10 protein-coding genes and 2 pseudogenes are annotated in these 16,709 nt (G+C 60.5%); 5 read left to right on the forward strand and 7 right to left on the reverse strand.

Annotated elements, in window-relative coordinates:
• Nucleotides 1-136 precede the first annotated feature (136 nt).
• Nucleotides 137-661 (reverse strand): Lrp/AsnC family transcriptional regulator, encoded by a 525-nt coding sequence (locus tag DIE16_RS34180; RefSeq protein WP_124894263.1) that lies wholly within the window; start codon nt 659-661, stop codon nt 137-139.
• A gap of 151 nt (nt 662-812) precedes the next feature.
• On the opposite strand from DIE16_RS34180, the gene mdeB reads away from it, so the two are divergent.
• Both mdeB and DIE16_RS34190 read left to right on the forward strand, forming a co-directional pair.
• Nucleotides 813-3,533 (forward strand): alpha-ketoglutarate dehydrogenase, encoded by a 2,721-nt coding sequence (gene mdeB / locus DIE16_RS34185; protein WP_124894264.1) that lies wholly within the window; start codon nt 813-815, stop codon nt 3,531-3,533.
• Nucleotides 3,534-3,715: 182 nt separating this feature from the next.
• Nucleotides 3,716-4,480: pseudogene (locus tag DIE16_RS34190) on the forward strand (thiamine pyrophosphate-binding protein); the annotation flags it as partial.
• Between the two features lie 284 nt (nt 4,481-4,764).
• On the opposite strand, the gene DIE16_RS34195 reads toward DIE16_RS34190, so the two are convergent.
• The 6 genes from DIE16_RS34195 to DIE16_RS34220 all read right to left on the reverse strand — a co-directional run bounded on the left by DIE16_RS34195 (nt 4,765) and on the right by DIE16_RS34220 (nt 13,827).
• A complete protein-coding gene (locus DIE16_RS34195; protein WP_124522639.1) occupies nt 4,765-7,746 on the reverse strand; it encodes a Tn3 family transposase in 2,982 nt (993 codons plus the stop codon).
• Nucleotides 7,743-9,422, reverse strand: coding sequence for a site-specific integrase (locus DIE16_RS34200; protein WP_124522641.1), 1,680 nt, complete (start codon nt 9,420-9,422; stop codon nt 7,743-7,745). Before DIE16_RS34200 ends, DIE16_RS34195 begins: the two co-directional genes overlap by 4 nt.
• Nucleotides 9,423-9,900: 478 nt before the next feature.
• Nucleotides 9,901-10,683, reverse strand: coding sequence for a hypothetical protein (locus tag DIE16_RS34205; RefSeq protein ID WP_011545438.1), 783 nt, complete (start codon nt 10,681-10,683; stop codon nt 9,901-9,903).
• Nucleotides 10,684-10,868: 185 nt separating this feature from the next.
• The gene (locus DIE16_RS34210) at nt 10,869-12,140 is read right to left on the reverse strand and encodes an amidohydrolase family protein (RefSeq protein ID WP_124522643.1); all 1,272 of its coding nucleotides are present in this window, start codon (nt 12,138-12,140) and stop codon (nt 10,869-10,871) included.
• A gap of 23 nt (nt 12,141-12,163) precedes the next feature.
• Nucleotides 12,164-12,949 carry an alpha/beta fold hydrolase gene (locus tag DIE16_RS34215; RefSeq protein WP_011545440.1) on the reverse strand — a complete coding sequence of 262 codons (786 nt, stop codon included), beginning with the start codon at nt 12,947-12,949 and terminating at the stop codon, nt 12,164-12,166.
• On the reverse strand, nt 12,946-13,827 hold the full coding sequence (locus DIE16_RS34220) for a fumarylacetoacetate hydrolase family protein (protein WP_124522645.1): 882 nt from the start codon (nt 13,825-13,827) through the stop codon (nt 12,946-12,948). The genes DIE16_RS34215 and DIE16_RS34220 overlap by 4 nt, the downstream gene beginning before the upstream one ends.
• A 120-nt stretch (nt 13,828-13,947) precedes the next feature.
• On the opposite strand from DIE16_RS34220, the gene DIE16_RS34225 reads away from it, so the two are divergent.
• The 3 genes and pseudogenes from DIE16_RS34225 to DIE16_RS34235 all read left to right on the forward strand — a co-directional run.
• The gene (locus DIE16_RS34225; RefSeq protein WP_011545442.1) at nt 13,948-14,706 is read left to right on the forward strand and encodes a FadR/GntR family transcriptional regulator; all 759 of its coding nucleotides are present in this window, start codon (nt 13,948-13,950) and stop codon (nt 14,704-14,706) included.
• Between the two features lie 579 nt (nt 14,707-15,285).
• Nucleotides 15,286-15,897, forward strand: a complete 612-nt coding sequence (locus tag DIE16_RS34230; protein ID WP_409364195.1) for a hypothetical protein — start codon at nt 15,286-15,288, stop codon at nt 15,895-15,897.
• Nucleotides 15,897-16,709 (forward strand): annotated as a pseudogene (locus tag DIE16_RS34235) (integrase); the annotation flags it as partial. The gene DIE16_RS34230 and the pseudogene DIE16_RS34235, both read left to right, overlap by 1 nt.

Raw genomic sequence — 16,709 nt, forward strand, 5'->3', positions numbered from 1 at the left:
CGTCGTCATTACGACGGGGGCTGGCTGGTCGACAAGGAAACCAATCGTCAGACGCGGGATGTGCGCGCGCCTGCCGGATTTTGCATCCCCGGCGCGACGAATGCCGTGGTGCCGGCGAATTGCCACGGTTCGACACTCAATCCCAATCGGCGGTCTTGCTGGCGTCGACGAGCGTGAGCCCCTGCGTCGGCAGCGGGAGAGCGGTCTTGTAGCGCACCTGCTTCAACGCAAAGCTGGAGCGGATGTTCGATACACCGGGAATCGTCGTGAGCCGTTCGATGATGAAGCGTTCCAGCGCGCGCATGTCCGGCATGACCACGCGCAGCAGGTAATCCGCATCGCCCGACATCAGATAGCACTCCATCACCTCGGGCTGCTCCGAGATCGCCTTTTCGAAACGCTGCAGCGCATGCTCGACCTGCTTTTCGAGGCTGACCTGGATGAACACGTTGATGCTGAGACCGAGCGGTTCGGGGTCGAGCAGCGTCACCTGCTGCTTGATGAGGCCGAGCTTTTCCAGTGCGCGCACGCGATTGAAGCAGGGCGTCTGGGAAAGGTTGACCGCACGCGCCAGATCCGCATTGGTGATCTTCGCGTTCTGTTGCAATTCGTTGAGGATACCGATATCAATTCGGTCGAGTCGTTTGGTGTTGGAGCTCATGGATGGAATCGTCTGGAAGCGTGTCTGTATCCGGAATATTTACACTGGTCCGCGTCTAAATTTTCAAGCAGTTCAGAAACATATTCTGCACCTCGACCGGTAGCATGAACAGATTGATGCGCGTCGATGGGCGGCGTGCGGGAGACTTGCAATGACAAACTTATCCAGTGGGATCGACCAAGCGAAGCATGCCGATACAACGCACGTCGATGCGGATCCGGTTGAAACGGCTGAATGGCTGGAAGCGATCGATGCCGTGGTCACATCGGTTGGAAAGGACAGGGCGCAGTTCCTGCTCGATCGGGTTGCCGAGCATGCACGCAAGAGCGGACTCGCCGCGAAGCGAAGCAACGTGACGCCGTACGAGAACACGATTGCGCTCGACCAACAGCCGCGCTACCCGGGCAATCTCGAGTTGGAGGAGCGACTTTCCTCCGTGCTGCGCTGGAACGCGCTTGCGATGGTCGTGCGTGCAAATCGGGCGTACGGCGAACTCGGTGGACACATCGCGAGCTATGCGTCGGCATCCGACTTGTTCGAAGTCGGTTTCAATCATTTCTTCCGTGGCGGGCCGGCCGACGGCAGCGCCGGACCGGGCGACGATCTCGTTTATTTCCAGCCTCATTCGTCGCCGGGCGTCTATGCACGCGCTTTTCTCGAAGGCTTCCTGGACGATGAAAACCTGACGCATTACCGACGCGAGATTGCGGGGCCGGGCCTGTGCTCGTATCCGCATCCGTGGTTGATGCCCGATTTCTGGCAGTTTCCGACCGGTTCGATGGGCATTGGTCCGATCAATGCGATCTACCAGGCCCGCTTCATGCGCTACCTGCAAAACAGAGGTTTGCTGCAGACCGAGGGCCGCAAAGTCTGGGGATTCTTCGGGGATGGCGAGATGGACGAGCCGGAATCCCTCAGCGCATTGTCCTTGGCTGCGCGCGAGAAATTGGACAACCTCGTTTTCGTGATCAACTGCAACCTGCAGCGCCTCGACGGCCCCGTGCGCAGTAACGGCAGGATCATCGACGAACTCGAAGCGCAGTTCGTCGGGGCTGGCTGGAACGTCATCAAGGTGCTGTGGGGATCGGACTGGGATGCCCTGTTCGCTCGCGACCGAAACGGCGCGCTGCTTCGTGCGTTCGCACATACCGTTGACGGGCAGTTTCAGACGTTCTCGGCAAACGACGGTGCATACAACCGCGAGCATTTCTTCGGACAGAACGCCGAGTTGACCGCGCTGGCGTCCCATCTGAGCAACGAAGAGATCGAGCGTTTGCGTCGAGGCGGTCACGACACCCGCAAGCTTCACGCGGCTTACGATCGCGCACTGAAACATCAGGGACAGCCTACCGTCATTCTCGCCAAGACGATGAAAGGCTTCGGCATGGGCTCGATCGGCCAGGGCCGCATGACGACGCATCAGCAGAAAAAGCTCGACGTCGAGCAGTTGATCGAATTCCGCGATCGCTTCCGGCTTCCGCTGAGCGACGAAGACGTCGAGCAGCTCCGGTTCTACAAGCCGGATGCGTCGAGCCCGGAGATGCGCTACCTGCATGAGCGACGATCCGCGCTCGGCGGCTACGTGCCGCGGCGGCGCCAAGCGGCGTCCACCGCGGTGCAGGTGCCGGCACTGTCGTCGTGGGGGCAATTCGCGATCGATTCCAACGGCAAGGAAATGTCGACGACGATGGCGATCGTCCGGATGCTGACGGCGCTGCTGAAGGATCCTGCGCTCGGGTCGCGCGTCGTACCGATCGTGGCGGACGAGGCGCGTACCTTCGGGATGGCGAATATGTTCCGTCAGGTCGGCATCTATTCGCCGCTCGGGCAGTTGTACGAGCCCGAGGACATGGGATCGATGCTGTACTACCGGGAAGACACGCGCGGGCAGATTCTGGAGGAGGGCATCTCCGAGGCAGGCGCGATTTCGTCGTGGATCGCCGCGGCAACGGCGTACTCGGTCCACGATCTGCAGATGCTGCCTTTCTACATCTACTACTCGATGTTCGGCTTTCAGCGAGTCGGCGATCTGATCTGGGCTGCCGCCGACCAGCGCGCACGCGGTTTCTTGATCGGTGCGACCTCGGGGAAGACGACGCTTGGCGGAGAGGGGCTGCAGCATCAGGACGGCACGAGCCTGCTCGCGGCATCGACCGTGCCGAACTGCCGTGCCTACGATCCTGCATTCGCGTACGAGATCGCGATCATCGTCGACGAAGGGATGCGGCAGATGATCGAGCAACAACGTGACGTCTTCTACTACCTGACGGTCACGAACGAGAACTATGCACAACCATCGCTTGCCGACGTCGATCGCGTACGGGATGGCGTATTGAGCGGCATGTACGCGCTGGATCCGTCGACGCAGGATACGGCGCAAGTCCAGTTGCTCGGGGCCGGCGCAATTCTCGGCGAGGTGATGGCGGCCGCACGCATGCTGAAGGACGAATGGCGCATCGATGCGGCGATCTGGAGCGTGACGAGCTTCACCGAACTGCATCGCAACGGCTCGGCCGCAGAGCGTGGCGCGCGGCTGTTCGACGATGATGAGCCAGCCGTGCCTTACGTCACCGAGTCCCTGCGGGCGACCCGCGGTCCGGTGATCGCCGCAACCGACTACGTACGGGCGGTGCCGGAACTGATCCGGGCATTCGTGCCGCACCGATACGTCACGCTCGGGACTGACGGATTTGGCCGAAGCGATACCCGCGCGGCGCTTCGCGAGTTCTTCGAGGTCGATCGCGTAGCGATCGTGCTGGCCGCGCTGAAGGCGTTGGTGGATGACGGGGCCGTTGAAAAATCGGTGCTGCGTGAAGCAATCGAAAAATACGGCAGAACGGACAGCAATCGCGTCGAGCCTTGGTTGCGATAACCGGACGGCGCTCGATTCCCTCGATCCGGTCGACGAGAGCCGGATCGATGGAAAGCATATGAGAAGCAGTGATTGGACGGTTGTTTAGCGAAAGGGGGAGTGACGTGAATAATGCTGAATCGGAGATCCAGCAGGTTGCAAGGGCCGATGCAGCAGACGGTGCGGTGCTGTCGGGTGCTCAGATGGTCGTGTCGGCACTGCGACGAGAGGGCGTCGACACCGTCTGGGGCTATCCAGGTGGCGCAGTGTTGCCGCTTTACGATGCGCTCCAGGAAAGTGCGGATATCTCCCACCTGCTGGTTCGGCACGAACAGGCGGCGGTCCATGCGGCCGATGGCTTCGCGCGTGCGACGGGGAAAGTCGGGGTTGCACTGGTGACATCGGGACCGGGCGTGACGAATGCCGTGACGGGTATAGCGACCGCGTATTTCGATTCGATCCCGATGGTCGTCATTACCGGCAACGTGCCGACGGCTTCTATCGGATCGGATGCGTTTCAGGAGTGCGATACCGTCGGGATCACCCGGTCAATAGTCAAGCACAATTTCCTCGTGCTCGACGTGGCCAATCTCGCGGTGACATTGAAGAAGGCCTTCCATATCGCGAGCACGGGGCGGCCCGGTCCGGTGGTCGTGGATATTCCGAAGGACGTTTTGCAGGCATGCGCGGAATTCGCTTACCCGGAATCCGTGTCGCTGCGCTCTTATCGTTCACCCAAGGACGCGCACGCCGGACAGATTCGCCGTGCGGCGGACATGCTCGTGCGAGCACAGCGGCCATGCCTGTTCGTCGGCGGCGGTGCGAGCGCTGCGGGCGCGCGCGATGAAATCGCGCGGCTCGCAAAGCGTCTCGATGCGCCTGTGGCCAATACGCTGATGGCGCTCGGCACCTTCCCTGGCACCGACTCGCGATGCCTCGGCATGCCGGGCATGCATGGCACCTATGAAGGGGTAATCGTCCTTTTCGTGCAAAATCTGGCGGTTTCGCCGCAAAGCCTTCTGTAGCAAGGCCTTGCGGTCGATTCCGGCTACCGTCGGCAGTCCCGGCCGCGATCTGCGGTAAGCTACGTGCCCGCAATTTTTAATTGCGACCGTGACGGGAGGCAGCAGATGCCAGGCCTGGAATTTCGGTATGTGGGGCAAGATCGCTTACCCGCGCGACTGTCGGAGTTCGACGTCGAGCGCTACTTGAGGGTTGGCCGGGAAAAGCAAATAATCCGCCACATCTCGAATTAAGCTGCTGATTTGAAAGCGAAATCGATGGTCGGATCGAGTGGTGGAACGGGGCGTTGCAGATCCAGCAGATAGTCCCCAAGTCGATTGATATGTTCCCGCCGATACGGTGACAGCACTTTGAGCACCTCGGCGTCGACCGGATGCCCCTTCTGCTGCAGCTCTTTCAGTTTGCGCGACATCCACTGCACGTTGTACAGGATCACCATGTTCGCGACGAGGTGGTTGTACTTGATGACCTTGCGCTGCTCGTGCCGGACGTTTTCCGCGATAATGCCTTCGCCGCCGAACATCAGCCACTGCGCGAAATCGTTGAACTGCTCGCTCTTGTTGGTGGCCGCGTGAATCGTACGACGCAGGTCGGGGTCATTCAGATACTTCAGCAAGAACAGCGTACGGATCACGCGCCCCAGCTCCCGGAACGCGAAATAGAGCTTGTTCTTCGTGCTTTCCGAGCCTAGCCGGCGCAGGATCGTCGACGGCGTCATCTTGCCCGCCTTGATCGACACCGCGACGCGCATCATGTCGGGATAGTGCCGCTCGATCAGATCCCAGTCAATCGCCCGGCGGCACAGGCTGTCGATGTGCGCGTACTTGCGACGCCGGTCGGCCTTGTACAAGACCAGATCCTTGATGTTGCGCATGCGCGGCATCAGGTTGATGCCCGTCACGTAAGACAGGCCGAACACGGGACCGCTCTGCGCCTGCGTATCGCCGTGGATCGTATCCGGCTTGATGTCTGCACCGTTCTGGATCAGGCCGTCGAGGATGTAGACGGCTTCATGAACGCCGCACGGGATGAAGTGGCTGAACAGCGCGATGTACATGTCGGACACGTGGTAGTAGCCGATCCCGCCGTATCCGCCATAACGAACGTGGTATTCGGACAGCAGGTTCTGCTCGTACAGGCTCCACTTGGTGCCGTCCGCCGACGCGCGCTTGCCGCTGCCCCAGTATTTCGGCAACGCGAACTGGTTGTACGCGTTGATCACCTTCACGATCGCCTTGTCGAGCCGCTCCTCGGTGACGTGCTTCAGATTCAGCCAGGCGACCTGCTTGCGGCTGAGTCCCTTCACCGAGCGTGCGGTTTGACTGGGACCGAGGTTGCAGCCGTAGCAGAACAGCGTCGTGATGAAACGCTTGCGCGGATCGTCGACCTTCGCGTCGAACCCGGACAGCGGGCCGAACAGTTTATGCAGGTCGAACCACTGCTCGGTTTCGGTGAGGAGATCCAGGATGCTGACCTGCGGCATCGACGCCGTGATGGCCTGATCGATCAGCGACCGGTTCGGCGGTTCGGGCTCCTTGCCCGGCTTGTGAATGACGAGTTCCTCATTGACGAACTCGATGCTGTCGTTTGCCGGGAAGTTCGCATCGGCCTCGTCGAGCGCCGCGTTCAGCCTGTCTCGCAGATCCTTCGCTACGCTCTTGCCGTCCGCGGGCAAGCCCACGATCTCGCAGTAGCGCGGCAGTTCACGCCGAAATTCCTCGTCGGTGACCTGATGCACCCGATAATCGTCGAAGCGGTCACTGCCCTCCACATAGAGGTCGCCGGAATGGAGTTCCCGCATGATCTGGCTGAAGACACCCAGCTCGAAGAACCGGCGGTGCAGCATCCGGCTGTCCCGTCTGTGCGGGAACACCGCGCGCTCCCACTTCTCCGGCAACCAGTCCAGCGGCAGGTTCGCGAGGTCGTTGTCGGTCAGCAGCAGGTATTCGCGGTGCGCGTTGCGGAAACCTTGCAGCCACGCGAGCGCGACCAGCACCGCGCGGTCCTGCGAGCTCGATTGCAGCGGCAGCACGTCCAGGCACTGGAACAGCAGCGAGCGCTGGGTGCGGTACGGCACGAGCATGAACGGCAGATCGAACTGCCCGGCATAAGCGATGTGCTCGTTGCATTGCGCGAGCGCTTCGGCCGGGTCGCCGAGCGCCTCGCGGATTTTCGGCAACCGGTTGCGCTCCGATACGCCCTCGTCCTGGAGAATCTGCAGGACATCCCGGAACTGCCCGACCAGCCCCTCCAGCACATCGGCGTGTTCAAGCTGGTATTTCTGCAGCCGGACCTTGGCGTAGGACTCGAGCTTGCGCACCACCTTGATGAAGATCTCGGCGACGTCATCGAGCGCCTTCTGCAACTGCGCCTGGATGAACAGCACTGCGAGCGCATGACGCTTCGCGGCCTTGAGCGAACGCAGTTCCGCGACGTCGAGCGCCCGCGCTTCGGTGACCAGTTGGGCCCGCTTGCTGACAGAGACGATCGCGGGCGGCGCCGGCAAGCCTTCCGCCAGTTTCCTGATCCCGTTGATATGTTTGAGGAAGCTGGCGATCGCCCGCGCGGCGGGTCGCTTCGGCTCCTGTTTCAGATCGTCCCAACCAGACTTGCCGGCCTTGACGACGAGCAGCGCCTCGATCCGTTCGATGAGGGTTGCATCGAGTGCGCCGGTGATGGCTTCATAGATCGCCGCGTTCAGATCGTTGCGCGCCTGCGTGGCGATGCGCTGCAGCGTCGCCAGCGGCGGCAGCTCGTACCGGCGGCGGACCAGGTCCTCGATCAGCACATTGATGATGTCGGGCAGTTCGATCTTTGTCCGGGCCTCCGCTGACGCGAGTTCAGTCAGCCACGCCGTCTCACCCGCATCAAACGCTCGGATGTCGAGCCAGACGCGCAGCAGTTTCTGGTGACGGATGCGGCTGCCGGACACGTCGTACCGCGCAATCGTTGCCCGGGACAAGGTGCGGACCCGCATCGCGATCCGGATGTGATCGATAATGACGGACGGCACATCCGCGAGCATTGGAAAGTACCCGAGACGCTGCAGCAACTTCAGTTGCACCATGATCAAGACGGCGGTCGCTTCTTGACGGGATTGCCGGCGTACGAATCGGATTTCCGCGGTGCTCGGCGTGAACGCAGCTTTCAGCTCCGCCGCGCCCGGCTCGGCAGGCAGCACCGGATAGATGGTCTCGTGGACGGTGCTCATGCCGGCGGCCGTCGCGCAAAAATCCGCTCGATCTGCTGGGTCCGCTGGACTTCGTCGTCGTCCAGGTAGATCGAGGTGGTCGTGATTGACGCGTGACGCAGGTTATCGCGCACGGTGGTAAGCGTCGCGCCGTTGGCAAGTGCGTGTGTCGCGTGCGTATGGCGCATCCAGTGCGGGGTCGCGCGCCGCAGCTTGCCGGCGAGCGCCGGGTGGTCCGCCTCGATGGCGTCGGCGGCGGCATGGAAGAACCGGCGCAACACCTCCCTTAGGCGCGGCGTGGTGATGCCGCCGGGCGCATCGAGATGGCCGAGCAGCGGCGTGTCCGGCTGCCAGCGGGCTGAGGTTACCGGTAGTCCACGCTGAACGAGATATTGGTCCAGCGCGTGCGTTGCCAGCGGCGGCAACACCACCTTGCCGGCCTTCGCGCCCTTGCCGGTGAGATGCAGCCAACGCTCGCCGCGCGCGCCGGTTTCGATGCCGCCGAGCGTGACGCCGACCAGCTCGCTCGCGCGCAGGCCGGTCGCGTAACCAAAGTCGAGCACGAAGCGCAGACGCTGTGCGGCCGGTACCGTCCAGCCGTGCGACCGTTCGAGCCCGTCGGCGATGGTTCGGACCAGTTCCCACTCGCCGGCCGTAAAGGCCCTCGAGATGTCGAGTTCCCCGTTGCGCTGCGCCCCGCGCACCCTGAGACCCGCGAACGAATTCGCCAGTACGTAGCGCTGCTCGATCAGCCAGCGGAACATCGCACTGAGCACCGACAGGGTGTAGGCGATCGAATCCGGCGACAGCGCGCCCGTGAACGGACGCCACTCGGGCGAAGGTCGCGGCCGCGCCGGCGCGACCCAGCGGGCACGCGGCGTTGGATGGCGTAGGAAGGCGCGATAGGCGGTCGCATCCTCGCTCGTGAGTGAGGACAACGCCTTGCCGCGCTCGACGATAGCCCAGAGCATCAGGCGTTCGGCTTCCCGGCGATAGGCGCGTCGTGTTTCAGCAGCTTCGTATCGTTCGAGCCACGCGTTGATCGCCTGATAGTCATTATCGGCCTCGAGCGCGCACATTCGCTTCGGCGCGCGGAAAGTGCCGCGCGACCCATCGACTTCATGAGGTACGTGGATGCGTTCCCACGGCACCACGGGTTCTGGCGTCGCCACCGCGACCAGTGCGCGAGCCCGCTCAGTGAGCGCCGGATGAGCGGCAAAGAAGCCTTCGATCCAGCGCGCGCTTCGTTCACCGAGTCCGGGAATCACAAGCCACCACTGCCGGCGACGGGGAATGCGCACGGTCAGATCGGCCAGCGTCCGGATGCCGTGCCGGTGCAGCACTGCGACAACACGAGGCGACAGCCAGGCATCGACTGGATCGCTCACCTGCGGGTGCGGGACCGGCAGCGACGGCAGTGTGTCCAGCGCCTGGATCGCCGCCTTGCGGTGACGGCTCCGTTCGCCGGCCGCACACAGGAACGGCCGGGCCAAATCGGCGCGATGACGGCTGAGGGCGAAATCGGCGATCTGCCGGCGCATCCGGCCGATCACACCGCGCGCCGACTGACCCCCTCCAAGCGCGTGCGGACAATAACGCTCAATCGCCTCACGCGAGCCAACGCCCGCATACCACGCACGCACTGCGGACAGGGACGCGGCTTCGGGAAACGATGGTGGTGACAGATTATTCGGCATCCAAAAATTATAGGCGGTGGGATGACAACGGCGTGCCGCTCAGGTGTGACGCGTTTTGCGAAATGGCAGTTTCATCTAAAAATGTGACCCTATCGATAATATAGGTTAGCGATAGCGATACATCTTGATGCTCGTCGGATTTTCAATCTCGCGCGTGCGTCTTGGGGTGCCCTCAGGACCCGGATTTTTTTTCGTACGCCAAGCGTCCAGCGCGGATGTCTCAAATGACTCTGAGTGCCCCGAAGGAGACAATCAATTTGACGACGCTCTAAATACCGTTCCAAAATGCGTAGCCGACATTCGCGCTGGAAATTCAACGCCTCGTCATGGACATGGGGTGGAATGATATTGGATGCCGAGTACGTGTACAGCGTCATTGATAGGGTGGATCAACTGTGAAAGCCAGAATTCGACCCACCTCGGTGGAATAGCGTTGATCACCTCATCGGCCGGCATGTTCGCCGGTCAACTAGTTAAATCAAAGCGTATACTTAAACATTATTTCCGGCATGTACTTGTTGTAGGTCCCACCGCCGACGGGATTGTTGTTGTAATGCATGAACTCGAAGCGAGCACCGAGTTGGTACTGCGGCTTGCCGAAGATCTCCCACAGAAGCTCCGCTCGCTCGAATACCTCGGTCCCGTTATGGTTAGAACCATTGATGAGCGACAGAAGGTTGAAGTGGAATTTCTGACCACCTACTTCGATAGGGTTCGAGAGCAGCACCGATCGCCACAGCCACGTATGCTTATCGAAGTTCGTGTTTCGGTAAAGCATACCTGACTCAAACCATGCGAAACCCGGGACCTTGAAATTGAGCGACAAGCCGTAGTTCTGAGACTCGAAATGGTCCGTATCGGGATAGCTTCCCCGCTCCCATCGGGCGATGAGCGATACGTCGGAAATCGGACCGACGGACAAGTCTTTCCCGAGCGTTTTTCCGAAGCTAAGTCGCGGGTTAAACACCAGAAGGTTCTGGAAGTTCGCGTTACTGAACGGAGCGCCAACGTTGTTGCCATGGTAAAGCTCGGCGTCGAAATAGATATCGCCAAACTGATTGCCGCTGAAGTGTTCAAATTGATACGTCTGCAGGTTCCCGTTGCCTGTTCCATAGCCATAGATAGGATCCGGGCTAGAACGATTCGTGTACAGGAAGTTGAAGTTGTTGACGGCGAAATTCTGGGCCATCGCGGACGTACTGAGGAAGCCAACCAGCATCGTGATGAGCACCCTCATCCATGATCCAAAATTCTTGTCCATATCGTCTCCTTAATTTATTAGTATAACTAATGTATTAAACGCGCCGCGCTGTATCACGTCCCACGGTGAGATCTTTGTCTTACCTACATGCGGGATTCCGCCGCTTGATTAGTCAGCTTCTGAGAACCGTGCGCGAGCACGAGCGTGCCTGACGCGCTCGTGCTGCATCGTGCTTCCAGTCTTGATTACAGTTGCTCGAGCTGATGCTGAAGCCCGGACCCGCCCTTACGAAACTCGCCTGCTTGCAGCACCGCGACGATCTTGGCCGGATCTTGCAGAATCTTCAGATCGTCCAGTGGATTTCCGTCGACGAACACGATGTCGGCCACGTATCCGTCGCGGATTTGCCCGATTTCGGAGTGCATCATGACGTCGCTTCCCAGGCGGGTCGCGGCTAGCAAGGCCTCTTTCGGCGTCATGCCGATGTACTTGACGAAATGTTCGAGGTCGCGGGAGTTGGTGCCATGCGGCATCCACGCGAACCCGTAATCGCCTCCCGGCGCGATGCGAATTCCACGCTTGTGCATTTTGGTGAGCGTCTCGGAAGCTATCTCCAGTTCACGTGCATAGCCCATCTTCGTTGCGATCGCTTCGGTGATACCCCACTGCTCCGCGTGGTAAAGCGTACTTACGAGCCAGCCGATCCCCGGGGCGACGATATGCCTGTCCTTGTTCGCTTCCAGCATGTCCAGGGCTTCCTCGTCCGCGAAGCTTGCGTGAAAGACCAGTTCAAAGCCGTGTCGGACACACTGCTTCACTGACTCGCTCGAACGGGCATGGGCTGCTACACGTTTGCCGGCACGTTTCGCTTCGGCGCTCAACATCGCGATTTCTTCTTCCGAGAACGGCGATGCTTCGGCCGGAATGCCGGCGATATACTCGCCGGAAAGGTTGATTTTCAGGTGATCAACGCCGTACTTCACAAACATGCGAGTCGCGCGGCGGACCTCTTCCGGACCGCTGACAACCTCCCCGAAGTTGAGCTCACGATACGGGAGGTGCGGAAGCGTGTTGTCGCCCAAGCCGCCCAACGTCGTGATTTCCTGACTGCCCGCGAGATAACGCGGGCCGGGAAATTCGCCCGCGTTGATAGCGTTGCGCAACACGACGTCGAGGCGCGGCTTGGCCGCCGCGGCTCCGAGCGCCGACGTAAAGCCCATGTCCAGATAGCGCTTTGCGACCCGTACACACCAGAGAATATGCTCCTCCGGCGGCATGAACTGGATAGCCGCAAGCGTCGGCTGGTCGTTCCACGAGAAGTGGGTGTGTGCTTCCGTCATGCCGGGCATGACGAACTTGCCTCGACCATCGACGATCTGCGCGTCTGCGGGGCGCATGACGTCGCCGCCTTTCGACACAGACTTGATTCGATCATTTTCGATGAGGACTTCGCCTTTATAGGGATCTGCTCCGCTCCCGTCGAAAATGTTGACGTTCGTAAATACGATCTTGCTCATGTCTCCTCCAAAGCCTCAGCGAATTACTTGTCGTTGTCGTAGAACGCCTTGAGTTCGGCGATGCACTCGGCGGGCTTCTCGAACGTGGTCCAATGGCCGCAGCCGCGAAGAACCGTCAACGTACTCCCGTCAATTCGCTCGCTCATATTTTTGACCAGCGCGGGCTGACCAACCGCATCTTCGTCCCCCGTCACGAGCAGCGTCGGGACCGAGATTTGATCAATTGCTGCCTCGCTCGCTTCGGACAGGGCCAAGCAACTTTGTGCATACCCCTCCGGGGACTGACGCATGACGCTTTCGCGAACAAGCGCGACCGTCACCGGCCGCACGGACTTGGTCTCGACGCTGGTAGCGCCTTTGACGATCGCATCCGCGATCTCTTGGAGGCCGGCAATGCCTCGATCGCGGCACAGCGCTGCGCGCGCCCGTATCGCGGGCCGGCCTTGGTCTGGTGGCGCCAGCAACGGCCCAAAGAGCGCGAGGCTGCGGACGAGATGAGGATGTTGGACTGCGAGATGCTGAGCCACGATGGTGCCCATCGAGTGTGCAACGATGTGGGCCTGCTCGATACCGAGTTCGCTCAGCACATCGGCCACCCGGGACACGTACAGTTCGATGGACAACGGCTCGTTGGCTAGCGCTGAACGCGCGCTACCGGGCAAGTCGAGTCGGACGACACGCATGCCCCCAAAGGCTTCCAGAACCGGGGTCCAGTTGTTCGAGGAGCCACCGAGTCCGTGGATGCACACGACGGGCTGACCTTCCCCGGTTATCTCGACGGCAATATCTCTGATGAGGGTCGTCGTCATTCGCCCACCTCATTCTCGAGTACACCGACGTTCTGGATCTCGATTCGGATCACATCACCCTTCTGCAGGAATTTGGGTGGATTGAAGCCGATACCGACGCCGGCCGGGGTACCGGTCGCAATCACATCACCCGGCTGAAGTTCGATGCCGGCCGACAGGGTTTCGATCAGCGTCGGGATATCAAAGATGAGCTTGGACGTGTTGGAGTTCTGACGCAATTCGCCGTTCACCCAACACTTGATGTCGATGTTCTGGCCGTTGACTTCGTCCGACGTGATCACGAACGGCCCCATCGGACAGAAGCCGTCGAGCGACTTTCCGAGGAACCACTGGCGGTGAAGCTTCTGAAGATCCCGAGCGGTGAAGTCGTTGATCACGGTGTAGCCGAAGACGTGATTCATTGCGTCCGCCTTCTTGATACCCCGGCCGCCCTTGCCGATCACGACACCCAGCTCGGCCTCGTAGTCGAGCTGAGCGGTCACGCCGACATGTCGTGGGATCTTTGCCGACGGCCCGATCACCGTCGACGCCGGCTTGGTGAAAATGACCGGCGCCTCCGGCGCGTGCTCGCCGTTCTTTGCGCTGCTGTCGAATCCCGAGTTCTGGAACTCGGCCGCATGCTCGTGATAGTTCTTGCCGACACAGAAGATGTTGCGACGCGGCTGATCGATCGGGGCCAAGATGGTGGCCTCCGCGAGCGACAAACCGTTCCCCGTTGGCTTCAGATGCGGTTTGACTTCTTCAAATTGTTGGATCAATTGGACCATATCGCCGTCAAATTGGGGGACCAACGATTGGACCGGCCAGAATCGAGAATGAACGATATCCACAATCGAAATTGTCTTCTTTCCCGCCACATTAAGGTTAGCCAGCTTCATGAGATCACTCCTGTTCGCGAGTCCAATTGGTTGAAAGTGCTCACACTGTAGAACCAAAGTGGATCACGCGCAAGTACGGGTTAACCAAAATCCTGTCCAATTGGTACTACATGAGCTAGAATGGCAACCACGAAATCCCGGAGGAAGGTAATGAGCGAGGTAGAAGCAACCAGCTCTGTACGAGCAGCGGGTGCAAGGGCATTAGCTGCTTACCTGGTCGAGGAGATTGCGACCGGTCGTATGGGCGATGGCATGAAATTGCCCGCAGAGCGGCACCTCAGTGAGCAATTCGGCGCCTCCCGCGGTGCAGTGAGGCGCGTCCTTCAAGATCTAAAGGATCGCGGGCTGATCACTCAGTCCGTGGGTAGCGGAACCTACGTCAAGGCCGGAGCCGCCCTTGCACTTCCAAAATCGGTCCGGACGCAAGCGCAAGCTGATGAACAAGGCGTCTCGGTGCATCAAACCAGCCCAGCTGAACTCATGGAGGCTCGTCTGCTTATCGAGCCCTTGATGCCGAAATTGATCGCGCGGAATGCCACCAGCGCAGACTTTGCGAAGATGGCGGAGTGCATTGAGCGCTCGGAGGCGGCGGAAACGGTCGAAGAGTTCGAACACTGGGACGGCGAACTGCACCGTGCGTTCAGTATTGCGACGCACAACTCATTCTTCATGCAGATTCTTGAGCTGATGAATCGTGTCCGCGAGCAAGGCGAATGGGGGCGGCTCAAGCGCCTCTCGTTGACACCAGGTCGTCGCGAAGAGTATCAGGCTCAGCATCGCGCGATTGTTGAGGCGTTACGAGACCGTGACGCAGAGGCGGCTGCCAAGGTTCTGACAGAACACCTGGGGCAGATCCAGCACAATCTATTTGGCTCATGAAATTGAGCCACATTAATTTCGCTGTCCGGCGGCCGGAGCATTCAGCCCGGACATTTGTTCGCACCTGCCATCGCCGATCGGTAGCTTTGCCACGCGAATAGAAATGATGCCGCACGGTGCTGCCGGATGATGGCGTCCTATGCGCGCTGGCGCAGAAGCCACGAAGTCGGCACTTCGACATAGGTCCGAGCGGCCGCTCGGTATTGGGGCTTGGACATCCGGAATTTTGCCGAACGCTCCTTGGACTGACTGCTTCGTGGCCGATTCTGTTGAAAAACTCGCTTCTCGCCGTGATGGGACCGCTTAGCTAAAAATCGACCGTTCAGATCGACCTATACGCCACTCATGAGCATCGGTTACGGGTAAGAGGACCCCTGAAAACCAGGCGGAGCCCGCGATAGAAGAGTTTTTCAACAGTATCGGCCGGCAAGCGACATCGCTTGGCGTGCGAAAAATCCGAATCTTGAGCACACCCCGTACGGGCGGGGGCGCATTAACCGGCTCGTGGACTATCTGCTGGATCTTCAACGCCCCGGTCCACCGCTCGATCCGACCATCGACTTTTTTTATTTAGATCAGCTGCTTAGATCGAGATGTGGCGGATTTTTTACGAATCCCGGCCAGACCTCCTTCAGCCTCAAACTCGATCGTCGACTGACGCTGTTTCAACGTGGCGCGCCCGAACTGTGGCTGCTCATCGAAACGGATCCCGCTGTCCAATCATTTTGTGAGCGGCCGGGTTACGTGCAGCTCAACGGACAGCGCTATCTCGCCGATTTTTGGATCCGCTACGCCGACCGCGAAGAGGTGGTCATCCTGTCCGATTCGCTCGCGGACGTGCGGCTCCATGCTGCTCGCCCCAAGTATGAATTGGACGGCGTACCCGTCCGGTCGATGACATCAACCGACCTCGCGGCCGCGCGCGCCTGGATCGATAACTGGCGGCACATGCTGCCCTGCCTAGTCGCGGCGCGCGGGTTGGTCGCGTCTTCGCTCCTACGCGCAGTCGAAACTTTCGTGACGATGCCGTATACCTTGCTCGAGATCGAGCGTGAGCTCTCTGTCGGCGATCCGGCGCTGGTCCGTGCGGCGGTTTTCGCGCTCGTGTATGCAGGGCACGTGGACGCGGTTGATCTGCGTACCGAGCCTCTGTCGTTGCTGACGCGCTTCGTCGCAACCGAGGCGGCATGATGGCACGTCGCAAGCCGGAATTTCAGACACTGGATCCGTCGTCCTGGCCGACCATCGCGTGGACCGAGTTTGATGCTGCCGAAAGGGAATCGATTCAGGCGCGTATGGCAGCGATCGAGCAGTATGCGCGTGGCGCTGCGATCAAGGAGATTGAGCAGAGCACGGGAGTCAACCGACGACAACTTTATCGCCTGCTCGAGCGGGCACTCGCAGCGCACCCGGACGGTCGCCTCTATGGCTTTCGCGCGCTGGTCTTGCACGCCCGCGTTGCCGATTACGTGCGTTTGAGTCCGGTGAAACCGAACGACGAACGCGGTATCCGCGGCGCCGCCGGCGCGCTATCGCAACTGTTCGAGCGATTCCCGGTGCTCGCGGCGTGGCTGCGGCTGCAAATCAAGCAGCGTCGCGTGGCGTTGATCGAGATCCGTACCGGCGGAGAATTGCGCACACGCCTACGCGGCCTGCAAGGACTGCATGCGGGCTTTCTGCAGCAATGTCGTCAGTGCGGCCTCGTGGCTGCCGACTATCCGTTCAATACGGCGAGCCACGCGATCCGATCGCTCTCGGCCCGTGTCAAAAGCGAACTGCTGAGCGAATTCGGCATCGCTGCGCGAGCCGCTGGCGCGGCGCATCTGAAAGGCCTGCCGCGCAGCGATGATTTCGCTGCGCCCGCCGCGACGCGTCCTTACCAGGTCGTTGAATTCGACGGGCACCGGCTCGATATCCGGCTCAAGATCGTGATGCTCGATCCGCTCGGTTTTACGCACGAGTTCGAAATCGAACGCGTCTGGTTGCTGGTGATCATTGACGTT

This window comes from Burkholderia sp. Bp9090, from assembly GCF_003857985.1.
Taxonomy (GTDB): domain Bacteria; phylum Pseudomonadota; class Gammaproteobacteria; order Burkholderiales; family Burkholderiaceae; genus Burkholderia.

Bases quoted from the DNA above. Each gene is read 5' to 3' on its own strand.
- DIE16_RS34180 (WP_124894263.1), bottom strand. From the start codon at position 661: ATGAGCTCCAACACCAAACGACTCGACCGAATTGATATCGGTATCCTC.
- DIE16_RS34200 (WP_124522641.1), bottom strand. From the start codon at position 9,422: ATGCCGAATAATCTGTCACCACCATCGTTTCCCGAAGCCGCGTCCCTG.
- DIE16_RS34215 (WP_011545440.1), bottom strand. From the start codon at position 12,949: ATGACGACGACCCTCATCAGAGATATTGCCGTCGAGATAACCGGGGAA.
- DIE16_RS34195 (WP_124522639.1), bottom strand. From the start codon at position 7,746: ATGAGCACCGTCCACGAGACCATCTATCCGGTGCTGCCTGCCGAGCCG.
- DIE16_RS34220 (WP_124522645.1), bottom strand. From the start codon at position 13,827: ATGAAGCTGGCTAACCTTAATGTGGCGGGAAAGAAGACAATTTCGATT.
- DIE16_RS34210 (WP_124522643.1), bottom strand. From the start codon at position 12,140: ATGAGCAAGATCGTATTTACGAACGTCAACATTTTCGACGGGAGCGGA.
- DIE16_RS34205 (WP_011545438.1), bottom strand. From the start codon at position 10,683: ATGGACAAGAATTTTGGATCATGGATGAGGGTGCTCATCACGATGCTG.
- DIE16_RS34225 (WP_011545442.1), top strand. From the start codon at position 13,948: ATGGCAACCACGAAATCCCGGAGGAAGGTAATGAGCGAGGTAGAAGCA.
- mdeB (WP_124894264.1), top strand. From the start codon at position 813: ATGACAAACTTATCCAGTGGGATCGACCAAGCGAAGCATGCCGATACA.